Annotated in this window: 12 protein-coding genes and 1 pseudogene; 4 read left to right on the top strand and 9 right to left on the bottom strand. The window is 56.5% G+C overall.

Going from position 1 to position 15422, the window contains the following annotated elements; translation table 11 throughout:
- Positions 1 to 21: 21 nt before the first annotated feature.
- The gene (locus tag LX66_RS22035; RefSeq protein ID WP_244620484.1) at positions 22 to 756 is read right to left on the bottom strand and encodes a DUF481 domain-containing protein; all 735 of its coding nucleotides are present in this window, start codon (positions 754 to 756) and stop codon (positions 22 to 24) included.
- A gap of 108 nt (positions 757 to 864) precedes the next feature.
- Between LX66_RS22035 and LX66_RS22030 the strand changes: the two genes are divergently transcribed.
- Complete coding sequence (locus LX66_RS22030; protein WP_145717622.1) at positions 865 to 1767, top strand: DMT family transporter; 903 nt, start codon at positions 865 to 867, stop codon at positions 1765 to 1767.
- Here LX66_RS22030 and LX66_RS22025 read toward each other — a convergent pair.
- Together LX66_RS22025 and LX66_RS22020 are read right to left on the bottom strand one after the other, a co-directional pair.
- Entirely contained in the window at positions 1764 to 1973 is a 210-nt protein-coding gene (locus tag LX66_RS22025; RefSeq protein WP_145717621.1) for a helix-hairpin-helix domain-containing protein, read from the bottom strand. The genes LX66_RS22030 and LX66_RS22025 overlap by 4 nt on opposite strands.
- An 18-nt stretch (positions 1974 to 1991) precedes the next feature.
- Entirely contained in the window at positions 1992 to 2435 is a 444-nt protein-coding gene (locus tag LX66_RS22020) for an SRPBCC family protein (protein WP_145717620.1), read from the bottom strand.
- 133 nt (positions 2436 to 2568) lie between these two features.
- Between LX66_RS22020 and LX66_RS22015 the strand changes: the two genes are divergently transcribed.
- Entirely contained in the window at positions 2569 to 2976 is a 408-nt protein-coding gene (locus LX66_RS22015) for a Dabb family protein (RefSeq protein WP_145717619.1), read from the top strand.
- Positions 2977 to 2983: 7 nt separating this feature from the next.
- Here LX66_RS22015 and LX66_RS22010 read toward each other — a convergent pair whose 3' ends face one another.
- From LX66_RS22010 to nirB, 6 genes and pseudogenes are all read right to left on the bottom strand, one after another.
- Entirely contained in the window at positions 2984 to 4444 is a 1461-nt protein-coding gene (locus LX66_RS22010; protein ID WP_145717618.1) for a rubredoxin, read from the bottom strand.
- Positions 4444 to 7974, bottom strand: coding sequence for a nitrate reductase (locus tag LX66_RS22005; protein ID WP_145717616.1), 3531 nt, complete (start codon positions 7972 to 7974; stop codon positions 4444 to 4446). Before LX66_RS22005 ends, LX66_RS22010 begins: the two co-directional genes overlap by 1 nt.
- Positions 7975 to 8016: 42 nt before the next feature.
- A pseudogene (locus tag LX66_RS22000) lies at positions 8017 to 9351 on the bottom strand (NarK family nitrate/nitrite MFS transporter); the annotation flags it as partial.
- Positions 9352 to 9373: 22 nt separating this feature from the next.
- Positions 9374 to 10738: an alginate export family protein gene (locus LX66_RS21995; RefSeq protein ID WP_145717614.1), complete on the bottom strand. Its 1365-nt coding sequence runs from the start codon at positions 10736 to 10738 to the stop codon at positions 9374 to 9376.
- 91 nt (positions 10739 to 10829) lie between these two features.
- Positions 10830 to 11213: a nitrite reductase small subunit NirD gene (gene nirD, locus LX66_RS21990; RefSeq protein WP_145717613.1), complete on the bottom strand. Its 384-nt coding sequence runs from the start codon at positions 11211 to 11213 to the stop codon at positions 10830 to 10832.
- A gap of 42 nt (positions 11214 to 11255) precedes the next feature.
- On the bottom strand, positions 11256 to 13757 hold the full coding sequence (nirB, locus tag LX66_RS21985; RefSeq protein WP_145717612.1) for a nitrite reductase large subunit NirB: 2502 nt from the start codon (positions 13755 to 13757) through the stop codon (positions 11256 to 11258).
- A 184-nt stretch (positions 13758 to 13941) separates the two neighbouring features.
- Between nirB and cobA the strand changes: the two genes are divergently transcribed.
- Positions 13942 to 14742: a uroporphyrinogen-III C-methyltransferase gene (gene cobA / locus LX66_RS21980; RefSeq protein ID WP_145717611.1), complete on the top strand. Its 801-nt coding sequence runs from the start codon at positions 13942 to 13944 to the stop codon at positions 14740 to 14742.
- The gene (locus LX66_RS21975; protein WP_145717609.1) at positions 14717 to 15412 is read left to right on the top strand and encodes a Crp/Fnr family transcriptional regulator; all 696 of its coding nucleotides are present in this window, start codon (positions 14717 to 14719) and stop codon (positions 15410 to 15412) included. The genes cobA and LX66_RS21975 overlap by 26 nt, the downstream gene beginning before the upstream one ends.
- Positions 15413 to 15422 lie beyond the last annotated feature (10 nt).

Genomic DNA, 15422 nt, shown 5'->3' with positions numbered 1-15422 from the left:
ATAAATAAAATATTGTGCCACCTAAAAATATTTCTCCATTGTAATGCCGTAGGTGATCAGGAGGTTTTCCCGGTCGGTACGGTTCAGCTTGTTGTAGGTAACGGCCGCGGTGAGCAGCAGCCAGGAGCGCAGTTTCAGGGACAGGCTGTTGCTGGTTTTAATAATGATATCGCTACCATTGGAAAGGGAGTTTTGCAGGTAGTTGGACCCTTCAACGACCACGATGTCCCGGATCACCCATTTATACATCACGCGGAACGAGTTCCGGAAGGTGTGGTACACATCCGGGATCGTGTCTTTCAGGAACAGGTCACTGTTCTCGAACAGGATGCCATTACTCAGGTTCAGCGTGGCATTGGGGCGGTGTATCACGTCGTAGCCCACGCCCAGCCCTCCCTGGAAGCGGTTGTTGATCTTCAGGGACAGGCTTTTGTCATAATTGGCCAGGCCCCAGTAATAGAATTTCCGGTTATCGTTATAGAGATTGAAATCCAGGGCGGCAGAAAGATCGTCGTTGGTGGGATTATGGTCCTGCTTGCCGTATACATAGCTGGCGGAGGCATTGAGCGACACTTTTTCCTTACTGATCTTAAAGGCAAAGGCATTGTTCAGGAGGTAGGAATTACCGTCTTTCGTGTGATTGATAGAACCCGTAGAGGCATACTTGAGAAAGTAATAGGTAGAGTCACTGAACTGCGCCAGGCAGGAAAGGCTACAGCAAAGCACTGCCAGTAGCGCTACTATTCTATTCATCATCAGGACCTTGTGTTTGATTTGCATGCGGAGTAAAGCAGCCGCAATTAGCGTGCCTGATGTAGTGCGGGTATAAGACCGGCAGCTTATATTTGTCCTAATGTACTTGTTATGAACATTTCATTGAAAGACCCCGGCACCCAAGGGCTGGCGAACATACTGCTGGTCATGCTGATCTGGGGCAGCGCCTTTACTGCTACCAAAATAGCGGTGGAGGAAGTAACGCCGTTCATGCTGGCTTTCCTGAGGAACGGGATCGCCTCCGTTTGCCTGCTGCCTTTTTTCCTGGTGAAGATCAGGCAGGCCACGCGGCCCCTGCCTTATGTAAAAATGAGCTTTATGGGGCTAACGGGCATCACACTTTTTTACGCATTCTTTAACAGCTCCCTGGTATATACCACCGCTGCTGCCGGCGCGTTGGTACAGGGCATACTGCCGGTAGCCATTGCCCTGCCGGCGGTACTGTTCCTGCGGGAAAGGCTCACCCGCACGCAGGCGCTGGGCATTGTGCTGTCTGTAGCAGGTGTAGTGCTCGTAGGCTTTACCAATGGCCATGCTGCCGGCAGGAACCCGCTGCTGGGAAGCGTGCTGATGATACTGTCCGTATTTTCATGGACGGTATATACCATTCTTTCCAGGAGTATCCGTCATATAGACCCGGTGCTGGTCACCGCTTTCAGCACATTTGCCGGAACGGTGCTGCTGCTGCCCGCGCTGGCCCTGGAGCCGGGAGATCATATTATCTCCGGCATCAGTTGGAAGGGCTGGGCGGCTATTGCCTACCTGGGGCTGTTTGCTTCCGCCCTGAGCTATATCCTTTACAATAAAGCGCTGCAACTGTTGCCTGCCGCACAGGTAGGCGCATTTCTGAACCTGGACCCTGTTATCGGTGCGGTTATCGCCATTATTTTCCTGCGGGAAAAGGTAACGGGCTGGCAGATAGCCGGCGGTCTGCTGGTGCTGGCCGGCCTGTGGCTCAGCTCAAAGACCGCCGGGGAAAAAGCGCGGGATTAACGTTTGCTGTTCCCTGCTTTGGCAAAGGTCAGCCCTTTTGCCTGCATGGCCTGTTTCAGCAGCACCAGGGCATTGGGGCCAATACCATGGAGCCGCGCTACCTCCGCCTCCGGCAGGGTGCTTAACTTTTCCAGCGTAGTATACCCGGCGGCCTGCAAAGCTCTTTGTGCAGGCCGCGCCAGCCCGGGAGGAAGATCATGCTGCATATGGTCTGTCTTGTTAATTTAGTTAGATTCGGCAAGCGCTTTGAGTTTTTCCAGCGCTTTGGGCCAACTGTCTTTGAAGTATTTTTCGTAATCTTCGTCGTTCAGGTCCATGTCTACGACCAGCTCCGTTTTCCCGTCCTGGCCCTTAAGCGTGTAGTTTTCCATGGCGCCATGCCATCCCTGGGTTTTGGCCGTTTCTATGTCCTCCACACCATTCTTCACATAACCAAGGTGTTTGAAGGACATGAACTCATTGGGAATGTTTTCCGCAACCGTAGATACCATGCCTTCGTTGTTGCCGTTGAGGAACAGGACCTTGCCGCCTTTTTTCCAGTCCGTGTCTGCCCAGGAGCCTTCGCTGAAAGGAGCGGTCCAGGCACGGTAGGTGGCGTCGTTCCAGAGGGTGGCCCACACTTTTTCGCGTGGGGCATTGATCGTGATCTTGAGCTGTTTTTTTCCCATGACGATGAAATTTATGATCCCAAAGATCGGGCACTTTGGGGACAGCGAAGTGGGGGAATGAGGACAAGTATGGGTGCCAGGCGGGACATATAGATTTTCTTTATTATTTTGAGGCCATAAATCCAAAATGGCCATGCAAAGATCCAACAGACGTAAATTCCTTGGGACTGCCGCCGCGCTTTGCGCAGGCACAGCAGCCGCCGCCATGCCGCTGCCTGCAGCAGCAAAGAAATATCCCGTAGTGCATCATGTGTTTTTCTGGCTAAAGAACCCCGGTTCCAAAGAAGACCGTGACAAACTGGTTGCCGGCGTTAAAACGCTGGCCAAAATAAAAACCGTGCGCGAACTGCATGTAGGCGTGGTGGCCAGTACGGAAAAAAGGGAGGTAGTGGACAACAGTTGGGCGGTTTCAGAACTGATGTTCTTCAGCGACCTGGAAGGCCAGGCGGCTTACCAGACGGACCCCATTCACCTGGAATTTATTAAGAACTGCGAGCATCTTTGGGAAAAGGTGATCGTGTATGATGCCGTAGCAGTATAAGAGGGCATCAGCAGCCCAGCACACTTTCACTGACCTCCTCGAAATCTGTTGCCGGCGCGCCGCACAACTGGCAGCAGAAATGCGCCGGTAATGCAGCAAAAGCGGTGCCGGGCGCAATCTCCAGCTCCGGTTCTCCCAGTGTTTCATCGTACACGCTCAGGCAGTGGCGGCACTGGTGCAGGCTTTTTTCCGCCTGCATAACGGGGGCCAGCGCCTGCCGGCTGCTTACAAAATCCTGCAGGGCATTGGCTTCACTGCCCAGCTCATAGAAGTGTTTGCAAAGCGCCGCCAGGTAAGGGCCGAGTTGCTCCTTGGGCACATTCTCCCGGTACAGCAGCAGGGCGGAGGTATTGGGATTGAAGCCCGGTGTGTATAATATGTCGTAGCGCTGCATGTATTTCAGCTTGCTGCCGTATTTATTCTCCTGCCGGCGTATCACCACGGAGCCAAACTGCCCTTCTGCAGCCTGTATGCGCACGCTGAAGCAGAGGCCGTAGGTACGCAGGTCCGCAATATCAAAATGGCGCACAATATGGCGCTTTACCACCAGCGCGTCCTCCGAATTATCTTCCACGTGCCAGTTCAGCTCATTGGCCGCATGCCGCACGTTAATGCGGTACTTGCCCAGGGTATAGTCCCACAGGTGGCGGTGCGCCGGGTCTATGTTCTTGATGATGATGGTTTTCCAGGGGGTGGCATATAGCTGCCCGGTGCGGGTTTCCATGCAAATGGCGCAGATATCCTGCAGGAAGGCCAGGGGAAAGCGCTCGTCCCGGCGGTAGATGCCCAGCCAGTAGCCGTTATTGTGCCGGTTAAACCCTTCGTAGTAGGGCAGGTGGAAGGGCGGCAGCTCCAGCTCCTGGTCCGCCGGGCGGCCCATGTATTCAATATCTTTCTTCGTTTGCTCGTAGAGGTTATAGCTTCCGTCTGCGCCTTTTCCCAGCAGTGATTCTATGTGGCGGCTTACCCGGCTGATGTGGTTCGTGTACACCAACTCCGGCCAGGGCAGCAGGCGGCCGGTGCCCGGGAAGCGGACGAACAGGTACCAATAGTGCGCATGCTCCGACGCGATCCAGTTGATATGCCCGGTAAAGAAAGGCACAAAGGTCTGGGTGCTGTCGCAGATATTGAGCTTCAGGGCGGGCGTATAGTCAAACAGGTCGAACACGTCTTTATACACGCCTTCCGTGAGCCAGCTATCGCCCGTAAAAATGCCGGCGGCCGGGTAGGAGCTGGTAATGTTGGGACAGGCCCCCTGCTCGTGGAACAGGATATCCTGCTCCCGGCACTGCTGGGTGAACTGTTTGAGCTGCCGGGCCGGCACGTCTATCAGCAGTTGCTGGCGCTGCCCGAAGCGCACCTGCGTTACTTTGGCGGCAGCGGCTATCTGTAGCACTTCGTGCAAATGGCCGGGGGAGATAATGCCGCCGGTAAAATTGATGCTAAGGGTATGTATTTGCTTCGCCATTATACGATCGCATTTACGGGTTGTTCTTCCAGTTCCTTCACAGGCGTTTTCACCTGGCGCTCCAGTATGGCCAGTACTTCCGGCTTGCAGCTACCGCAGCCCTGCCCGGCGCCGGAGGCCTGGCAAAGCGCCTCCAGGGTGGTATGCCCTTCCTTTATTTTATTGCAGATATTGCCTTCGCCTACATTGCCGCAGGAGCATACCACCGCGCCTATTACGGGGTCCGCCTTCTTGCCGGAGCGCAGCAGTTGCAGCCTTTTTTCACTCAGCTCCATGTTATGCTGCATCAGCTCCTTGAACATGATAAACTCCGCCTTGTCGCCGATCAGGATGGCGCCGGCCAGGCGGTCGTTATGGATAATGCATTTCTTGTAATAACGTTTGGCCTTGTCAATGAACACCACTTCCTCGTATGCGGGATCATCGGGCGTATTCACCATGCCCAGGGAGCAGATGTCTGTGCCCTGCATTTTCAGGATGTTCATGAACACCGAGCCCTGGTAAAAGCCCGATATGTCGCCGCAAAGGTAACGCGCCACTACGGCTGCCTGCTGCTCCGCCGCGGCGGTAATGCCGTACAGGGTGCCGTTGAATTCCGCTATTTCCCCGATGGCGTAAATATCCGGGTCGTTGGTCTGCAGGTACTCATTTACCACTACGCCGCGTTTGCAATCCAGGTGGCTGGCCCTGGCCAGCTCCGTATTGGGCACGGTGCCAATAGCCACCACCACTGCCTGGCAGTCCATCTGCCGGCCGCTTTTCAACTGTATGCCCTCTACATTCTCCAGCCCCATAAAGCGCTCTACTTCATCATTGAACAGCACTTCTATGCCGCGGTCCGTCAGCTCCTCGTACAGCAGGCGGCTGCCCAGCTCGTCCAGTTGCCGGTCCATGAGGCGGGACGTGCGCTGTATAACGGCCACGTCTATCTGCATTTCGCGGAGGGAGGCGGCCAGCTCTATGCCCAGCAGGCCTCCGCCGGCTATCACCACTTTCCCTTTGGCGGGATCGATATGCCGTATGAAGGCGTCCGCATCCGGGCGGCTGCGCATGGTGAAGATGCCGTTCAGCGGGGGCATGTCCTTCAGGGTGGCGGCCCGGCTGCCGGTGGCCAGTATCAGCACATCGTAGGGATGCTGCCTGCCCCGGCTGTCGGTCACGGTTTTACGTTCCCGGTCTATACGGGTAATGCTCACGCCCTGGTGAAAGGCGATGTCGCTGCCGTTCATTTCCTCCTGCGACATTTTCAGCAGTTGCTCCCATTGCTGCACGCCGCTGATGTAATCCGGCAGCATCACGCGGTTGTAGAAGGGCAGGGCCTCCTTGCTGAACACGGCTATTTCATCTGTTGTGTTCAGGGCGCGGTAGGAGCGCACAAAGCCGCAGGCGCCTGCGCCCGCGCCTACCACTACGATCTTTTGTACCGGTTTTTCATAACGTTGTACCTGTACGGCGGCAAATTTCAGGTCCGGCTGCCCGGATACCGGGTCTACGCGGTTATGCGTCAGGTTGTTGGCGCGGTTGAGGTCGCTGTGCAAAATTTTACCCCAGTGCATAGGCAGGAATACCACGCCTTTTTTTATGCGGCTGCTCAACTGCGCTTTTACGCGCACCGTGCCCTGGGCGTTGCGCACTTCCACGATATCATCCTGCGCAATATTCCTTTCGGCTGCATCTGCCGGGTGTATTTCCAGGAAGGCGGCGGCAATATGCTGCTTCAGCTTGCCCACCTTGCCGGTTTTGGTCATGGTATGCCACTGGTCGCGGATGCGGCCGGTGGTGAGTATCAGCGGCAGTTCCGGGCACACGGGCGCAGAACTGTTGCCGTCCTCAAAGGAGTGTATGATCGCTTTTTCAGTAGGTGTGTAGAAACGGTGGTCGGTAAACAGCCGGGGCGTGCCATTGCCTGCTTTGGTGCCGGCGTAGGGCCACTGCACGCTGCGTTTGGCGCGCAGGGTCTCGTAATCCAGCCCGCTGATGTCTATGCGGGTGCCGGCCGTCAGCCGTACATGCTCTTCATAGATGCCGGCAGGAGACGTATAGTCGAAACCGTGGTAGCCCATTTTCTGCGCAAAACGGCAGATGATCTCCGCGTCGGGCAGCGCCTGCCCGGGAGGCGTGGTGATCTGGTGGAGGTAGCTGATACGGCGCTCGGCATTGGTCATGGTGCCTTCCTTTTCCGCCCAGGCGGCGGCGGGCAGCACTACATCCGCATAGCGCAGGGTTTCGGGCTTGTTGGAGATCTCCTGCACCACTACGAACTTCGCTTTTTGCAGGGCGGCCTCGGCCCTGCGCACATCCGGCAGGCTTACCAGCGGGTTGGAACCAATGATCCAGATGGCTTTGAGACGGCCGTCTTCCAGCGCGGTGAACATATCGGTGGCCGTCAGGCCCGGTTTTTCGGCAATGGCGCCGCCGCCCCAGAAAGCCTGTACTTCTGCCCGGTGCTGCGGGTTGTTGAGCACGCGGTGCGCCGGCAGCAGGTTGGCCAGTCCGCCCACTTCGCGGCCGCCCATGGCATTGGGCTGCCCGGTGAGGGAGAAGGGGCCGCTGCCGGGCTTGCCGATATGCCCGGTAATAAGGTGCAGGTTGATCAGGCTCAGGTTCTTGCGCACCCCCACGGCGCTCTGGTTCAGCCCCATGGTCCACATGGAAATGAAGCCATTGGCGCGGGCGATGCAGGCGGCGGTCTCGCGGATAGCCGTTTCCGGTATGCCGCAGATGGCGGCTGCTTCCGCCAGGCTGCGCTGCATCACTGTTTCACGGTAAGCGTCAAAGCCTTCGGTATGCTGCTGTATAAAATCATGATCCGTATGCCCGTGCCCGATCAGCCAGCAGCCAATGGCATGGTGCAGCACGATGTCGGTGCCGGGATTCAGTTGCAGGTGTATGTCTGCAATGGCGCAGGTTTGCGTGGAGCGGGGATCGCTGACAATGATCTTCATATCCGGGTTGGCCGCCTTGGCGGCTTCCACGCGCCGCCACAGGATGGGATGGCACCAGGCGGGATTGGCCCCGGCTACAAAGATGCAGTCCGCCTGCTCAATATCGTCATAACAAATAGGCACGCTGTCTTCTCCCAGCGCCATTTTATAGGCAGCCACCGCGCTGCTCATGCAGAGGCGGGAGTTGGTATCGATATTATTGGTGCCAATGAAGCCTTTTACCAGCTTGTTGATCACATAATATTCCTCCGTCAGGCATTGCCCGGATGCGTAAAAGGCTACGGCATCTGGCCCGTGCTGCGCAATAATGGTCCGGAAAACCGCCGCTGTTCTTTCCAGTGCCTGCTCCCAGCTCACGCGCTGGCGGGGCAGTTGCCGGTTGTAACGCATTTCGGGGTACAACAGCCGGTCTGATGTGTCCATGACGGTGTAGTGCAGGTTCATGCCCTTGGAGCAAAGCATCCCGCGGTTTACGGGATGGTCTTTGTCGCCGCTCACCTGCAGCCGTCCCTGCCTGTCCTGCTGCACCACCACACCGCAACCTACACCACAATAGCAACAGGTAGTTTTGAAAGAAGCCTGCATGAGTACTTTTTGTTATGATTGTAAAATGCCGAACGCGGAAAGCTATACGCCCAATGCTTCCTGCATTTTGCTTTTCGCGTTCTGCGTTTCGCTTTTCGTTTTTGGTACAAAGCTGGTGATCATCACGATCACAGACACTGCTATCACCACGTAACCGATATACTGGAACGCCTCTACGTAGGTGATGGTATCCGATTTGAACAGGAAGCCGAACAGCATGCCGCCCAGGTTGCCGCCTGCGCCTACAATGCCGCTCACCAGGCCCACGTTCTTCTCATTGATAAAAGGCACAATGCCATAGGTGGCGCCATTGGCCATTTTCAGGAAGAGGGCAAAGCCCAGCATGGCGGTAATGGCCAGTACCAGCGACCCGGCCTGCGCAAACAGCAGCAGCCCTGCGCCTTCCAGCAGCAGCACCAGCGCCAGCAAACGGCCCTTGCCTTTCATGCCGGCTTTGGCGCCTACCTTGTCGGATACAATGCCGCCCAGCGCACGGGCAAAAATGTTCATAAAGCCAAACACGCCCGCCCAGAAACCGGCGCTTCGCTGGGAAAGGCCAAAGCTGTCCACAAAGTGCAGGGAAGCCACATTGTCAAAAGTGATCTCCATGCCAAAGCACATGGCATAGGCCAGCGTGAGCGCCCAGATGCGCCAGTCCGCCAGCACAGACCAGTCTGTTTTGCCCTTGGTGCGCCGGTAGTCCGTTTCGTCGTAATTGCCCGCCGGCGTATCCTTGGTGTACCTGTGGTACAGGAAAGCCACCAGCAGCATCATGATGCCGGGCACGATCATGGCATAGCGCCAGGCTTCCTGCTTCGTATAGCCAAAGCCGGTAATGGCGGCAAATATCAGCGGCATCACCATGTTGGTAACACCTCCGCCCAGGTTGCCCCAGCCCCCGGTAATGGCGTTGGCCGTGCCTTTAATGGCCGGTGCAAACATCATGGAGGTATGGAACTGGGTAATAACAAAGGAAGCGCCTATCACGCTGATGGCTAAACGGAACAGCAGAAAGGTTGTATAATCTTTGGAAAGCCCTACCAGGAATACCGGTATGGCGCCTACCAGCAGCAGCCGCACGGCCGTTTTGCGCGGCCCCCAGGTATCGCAGAGCCTGCCGATAAGCAGCCGGGCGATGATGGTGCCGGATACGGAGGCGATAATAATATTACCTATCTGCGATTTGCTGAGGTCCAGGTCCTCCCGGATGGTGGGCATTAGCGGCGCCAGGCCAAACCAGCCGAAGAAGCATACAAAGAACATCAGCCAGGTAACATGAAAGGTGCGCATCTGTATGCTGTTGAGGCTGAAGATCCGGAGGGCCTGCAAGGGCTGGTTGTTGTTATTGTTGGATTGTATAGAAGCCATAAGTATCTTTTTTTCAGGTTGTGTTTTTGATTTACTTGAACAGCCAGGAGGGCTTGATGCTCACCATCAGGTAGGCCCAGTTGCTGCTGTGATCCGGGTTGCTGATGTTCTTCACGCCGACGGAGGTCAGCGATTCCGTGCTGCGGAAGTAGCTGTAGCCGCCTTCAAAGGCGATCATGGGCGTGAGCGAGAACACGGCCGTGAGGTCCGCTTCCGTACCAAAGCGCCGGGAAGGCGTGGTGCGGCCGTCTATCGAAGGCAGTGTGCTGGCGCTGAAGAACTCGTGTGCCGCTGCGGTGAGCAGCCATTTGCTGCCGGCCTTTAGCTTTGCACCCAGGTAATAATCCTGCAGACCCCGGTTGCCAAAGCCGCTGGCTACGTAGAAGTAGTCCATATTGCCCCAGAATTTATGCGGCGTGCCGTACAGCGGGTCAAAGGCATGGCTGGTATTGCCGCTGCCTCCGCCGGAGGTGTAATCCGCGCCCGCGCCAATGCTGAAGGCCTTGCTGCAGGCATATTGCACGGCAGCAGACAGCAGCGTGGCGCTGAGGTTCCTGCCTTCCACGTTCTTGCCGAACTGGTAGTAGCCGGCTGCCGTGAGCGTCACGCGCCGGAAAGTATTATTGAAATAAAGGCCGGTGGTCATGCGGTTGCGGGTAGCATCCTCCCATTTGGTCACCGGCGTATTGTCTACCGTATCTGTATAGCTGCGGGAGAACTGGTCTGCCAGGAACAGGAAGGATACATTCCCGTTGTGCAGCTTCCGGCCGGCGTACAGGAACTGCAGGCTCTTGTAGTTGCGGCCCCCGTTGGTATTGCCGGGGTAGTTGCCCGGCGGGGTAGGATCGTATACGGTGCCGGCTGCGCCTTCCTTGTTCTGGTTAAAGGCCCCTCCGGCATGCAGCATCCAGGCATCCTGTTCGTATTTCAGCACCAGCGCGTCATGGCGGCGCGCCTGCTGCAGCCAGTCCAGGTTGCCCAGCAGGCGGGAATCGTCGTACAGCAGCTCCTGGCGTCCTATTTTCAGGAGCAGGCGCCGGCGGGCGGAAGCAGTATCCGTGAGCAGCACTTCTGCCCAGGCTTCGTGCAGCATCAGCCCGTTGTTGTTAGCGGTGGTGGTGCGGTTGATGGTGGAGGCGTCTTGTCCCCATACGCGTACATCCTGGATGGCCAGTCCAAGCCGGATGCGGGAAGCAGTAAAGCCGGCGCTGAGGCGGGTACGCTGGGAGGTGAATACGGCGGGCGATGTTCCTTCCGGGAGGGGAGCGCCCTGGCCGTCGCGCAGCTCTGTGCGGGTACGCAACTGGGCGCTGAGGGAGAACTGCGCGTGAGCAGGGAGCAACCAGCAGGTACAACAAAGCAAGAGCATAATTCCGCCAGGAAATAATTTTTTCATGTAACTTTGGTTGATTTTAAAATGATGCCAATCAGGTTTAAAGTCAGAAGCCCGGGGAGCCTGCCAGCTACCGGGCTTCATTTTTATAATGTCATGCCATTACCGCTGCGTGCCCGCTGCCGTTTACAATCCCGATGTATACACGGTCCTCCTCTACCTTTACCGGATAGGTCGTCAGTGAACATTCCGTATCGTCGGAGAGGCAGCGCCCGTCGGCCAGGGAAAATGATTTCTTGTGAAAGGGGCAGGCCACTTTAGGCTCGCCGCCCTGCGTGCCTATCATGCCGCGGCTCAGGGCCATCTGCCGGCGGTGCGGGCAAAGGTTCTGGGTGGCATACCATTCACCCCTGCGGCTGAAATGGAACAACGCGATCTGTTCGTCCCGGTACTTTACGCATACCCCGCCGTTGGCCGGCACATCCTCCACTTTACAGGCAAAGAACCAGGTGATAGTTGCTGTGTTGGATAATGACATATGAATTGTTTTTTGGTTGAAGCGCTTCTTGTTTAATGGATCTTATTTCCACTCCGCTGCTTTTTTCTGCTCCCGCAAGTGCTCAAAGGATACGGTAGGATCTTTTTCTTCCGGTGCGTTCACGAAGTGGGAGAAGCGTTTCCGCAGCGCGGGATTTTCCACCACTTCCTTCCACTCGCATTTGTAATTGTCTACCAGCGCCTGCATTTCGCTTTCCAGTTGGGCGGCAATGCCCAGGCTGTCGTTCACCACCACGTTGCGCAGGTATTCTATGCCGCCGTCCAGCTTGTTCAGCCAGGTAGCGGTACGGGTCAGCGGGTCGGCGGTTTTGATGTAGAACATCAGGAACCGGTCGATGTAGCGGATACAGGTCTCGCTGTCCAGGTCGCCGGCCAGCAGCACTGCATGCTGGGGCTTGGAGCCGCCGTTGCCGCATACATACAGGTTCCAGCCCTTTTCGGTGGCGATGATGCCAAAGTCCTTGGATTGTGCCTCCGCGCATTCGCGGATACAACCGCTCACGGCGGATTTTATCTTATGCGGCGCGCGCAGGCCGCGGTAGCGTTGCTCTATGCGGATGGCGTAGCTTACGCTGTCATGCAGGCCAAAGCGGCACCAGGTGCTGCCCACGCAGCTTTTTACGGTGCGCAGCGCTTTGCCGTAGGCATGGCCGCTTTCAAAGCCGGCGGCTATCAGCTCTTCCCAGATCAGGGGCAGGTCGTTCACATGCGCGCCAAACATGTCTATGCGCTGGCCGCCGGTGATCTTGGTGTAGAGGTTGTATTTCTCCGCTACCTGGGCAATCACCATCAGTTGGCGGGGCGTGATCTCGCCGCCGGGCACGCGGGGCACTACGGAATAGGTGCCGCCTTTCTGTATGTTAGCCAGGAAACGGTCGTTGGAGTCCTGGGCGGTATCATTGCCTTTTGCGAGGATCATTTCGTTCCAGAGGCTGGCCAGGATGCTGGCGATGGCCGGTTTGCAGACCTCGCAGCCGTCGCCGTGGCCGTAATGGTCCAGCACCTCATCAAAGGAATACAGGTTTTTGATCCTGATCAGGTCAAACAGCTCCTGGCGGGAATAATCGAAGTGCTCGCACAGCACATTGCGGATGTATTTGCCCTGCGATTTGAGGGTGGCGGTGATCAGGTCCTTCACCATGGGCGCGCAGCCCCCGCAGCAGGTAGCGGCTTTGGTGCATTTCTTTACCGCATCCAGCGTTTCATGGCCGTCTTTTACGGCATTGCAGATGGCGGCTTTGCTGATGTTCTCGCAGCTACAGATGGTGGCCTCGTCCGGCAGCCCCAGCACGCCGGCCGCGCCTTCTGCCTGGCCGCCGCGTGCGCCCAACAGCACATCTTCCGGGTTGGGGGGCAGCACTACCTTGTTTTTGGCGGTTTGCAGCAGCATATTGTAATCATCGGCATCGCCAATGAGGATGCCGCCCAGCAGGTGCTGCCCGTCCGGCGTAATATTGATGCGTTTGTACACGCCTTTCAGGGTGTCCTCGAACACAATGCTCCGGCACTGGTCTGCCGGGGTAAAGGGATTGCCGAAGCTGGCCACGTCCACGCCTATCAGCTTCAGCTTGGTGCTCATGTCAAAACCGGTAAAGGCTTTCTCTGTGCCGGTCAGTTGGGAGGCCACCACTTCGGCCATTTCATAGCCGGGGGCCACCAGGCCGTAGATCATACCATTATATAAGGCGCATTCGCCGATAGCATATATATAGGGATCGCTGGTTTGCAACTGTTCGTTTACGACAATGCCGCCGCGGTGACCGGTGTCCAGGCCGCAGAGGCGGGCCAGCTCGTCCCGGGGGGCGATGCCGGCGGATATGATCAGGATATCGGCCGGCAGCGAGCTGTCATCGGCAAACTGCAGGCCGGTAATGGTATCGTCTCCCAGTATGGCGGTGGTTTGCATGCTGGTATGCACCCGCAGGCCCAGCTTTTCCAGTTGGGCCTTCAGCAGGGACGAGCCGCTGTCGTCTATCTGCCGGGGCATCAGCCGGGGGGCAAACTCGATCACATGCGTATCGCGCAGTCCCAGGTCCAGCAGGGCCTTGGCCGCTTCCAGGCCCAGCAGTCCGCCGCCTATTACCGCACCGGTGGCGGCATGGGGGGCGTAGTCCCGGATCATTTCCAGGTCTTCTATAGTGCGGTATATAAAAACGCCTTTTTTATCTACCCCGGGAATGGGAGGTACAAAAGCGGCCGCCCCGGTAGCCATTACGAGGTAATCGTAGGTTTCGGTAATGCCTTTATGGGAATGCACGGTCTTTTGCGCGCGGTCTATATGTTGTACGGGATCGCCCAGGTGGAGGGTGATGCCCTGCTGTGCATACCAGTCTGCCGGCGCCAGCTCCAGGTCCTGTGCTGTTTTGCCGGAAAAGAAAGCGCTCAGGTGCACGCGGTCATAGGCAGGGCGGGGCTCTTCGCCAAAAACAACCAGTTGCAGGGTACCGGGCACGGCTTTAGCAATGATCTTTTCACAAAACTTGTAGCTCGTCATGCCATTGCCAATAATTACGATTTTAGTCATGTCCGAATAATTTTTAAAGGCCGGATATATTTAAATAATTTTAATATTATTCTTGAGATGAAAATCGATGGTTGTTTTGGCGTGTTGTATGATTTCCGTCATGAAATTAGCGATTATTAATTTAATTTTATAGCTGTTTGCATGATTTGAATCATATAATTATAATTATAATATAACTGAATTTATGCCAAATCCCTTGTTATCACTGGTAGGAGCGGGCCCCGGAGACCCGGAGCTGATCACGCTGAAGGCCATCCGCACCATTGGCCGGGCCAATGTTATATTATATGATGCGCTGGTGAATGAAGCGCTGCTGGAATATGCCGCCCCGGATGCCATTGTCCGTTTTACCGGCAAGCGGTATGGCTGCCATACCCTGTCGCAGCAGGAGATCAACCGGCTGATCGTGTCCGATGCCCTGGCCTACGGCCACGTGGTGCGCCTGAAAGGGGGCGATCCTTTTATATTCGGCCGGGCGGCGGAGGAAATTGACGCGGCAAGGCAGGCCGGCATCCCCGTATCCATTGTACCGGGCATTTCCAGCGCCCTGGCCGTGCCGGCCGGGCAGTGGATACCCCTTACCACCCGGGGCGTGGCGGAGAGCTTCTGGGTCACCACCGGAACTACCCGCAGCGGGGGCATATCTGAAGACGTACAACTGGCGGCGCAGTCCAGCGCCACCGTGGTGATACTGATGGCCATGAGCCGGCTGGAGGCCATCATGGATATTTTCATGCAGTGCGGCAAAGGGGACACGCCGGCGGCCATTATACAGGATGGCACCACTTTTAAAGAAAAGATGGTAAGCGGTACCGTGAAAGATATTACCTTCAAGGCCCGGCATGCCGGCCTGGCCAATCCTGCCGTGATCGTGGTAGGGGAGGTGGTACGGTTGTATGCCGGGCAATTGCCTGCCCATGTGCAGGTGCTGACCGGAAACATGAACCATCAAACACTCTATGAAGAAAAACAAGCAGGGTTGTGATCTCCAGACCTGTATGCTGTGCCGGCTGTGCCTGCCGGCATGGAGGCCGGCCATTGGTACGCATCATCAGCATTTTTCCCTGAAGAAAGGAGAGCTGCTGTTCAGGGAAGGGGACGAGGTAAAGGGCATCTATTTTGTATACAGCGGCAGCTTTAAGGTGCACAAGCACTGGGGAAAGGAAAAGGAGCTGATCGTACGTTTTGCGCAGCAGGGGGATATTGTAGGCCACCGCGGCATGGGACATGAGATGATCTACCCCGTATCGGCTACCGCCCTGGAGCCGGCCACTGTTTGTTATATTGACCTGCCCTTTTTCCAGACCAGCCTGCAGGTGAACCATGATTTCCTGTACGAGCTGATGCTCTTCTATGCCAAGGAATTGCAGGAATCCGAGATGAAAATGCGCAACCTGGCGCATATGTCCGTAAAGGGCCGCATTGCCTATGCACTGCTGCTGCTGCACCGCAAGTTCGGCACCAATGGCGACGGGGCGCTGCACCTGCAGTTAAGCCGGCAGGACCTGGCCGCCTATGCCGGTACTACCTACGAGACCGTGATCCGGGTGATGAGCGAGCTGATGCAGGAAGGGACCATTACCCTGCGGGGGAAGGAAATTACGGTAAAGCATATGGAAAAGCTGCAGCAACTGGTGCAGGAGGATGAACTTTGATAATAATAAA

Origin of the sequence: Chitinophaga japonensis, assembly GCF_007830125.1 — a bacterium.
Lineage (GTDB): Bacteria > Bacteroidota > Bacteroidia > Chitinophagales > Chitinophagaceae > Chitinophaga > Chitinophaga japonensis.
The sequence above is the reverse complement of the archived record's forward strand: the minus strand, read 5'-3'. Positions and strand labels throughout refer to the sequence as shown.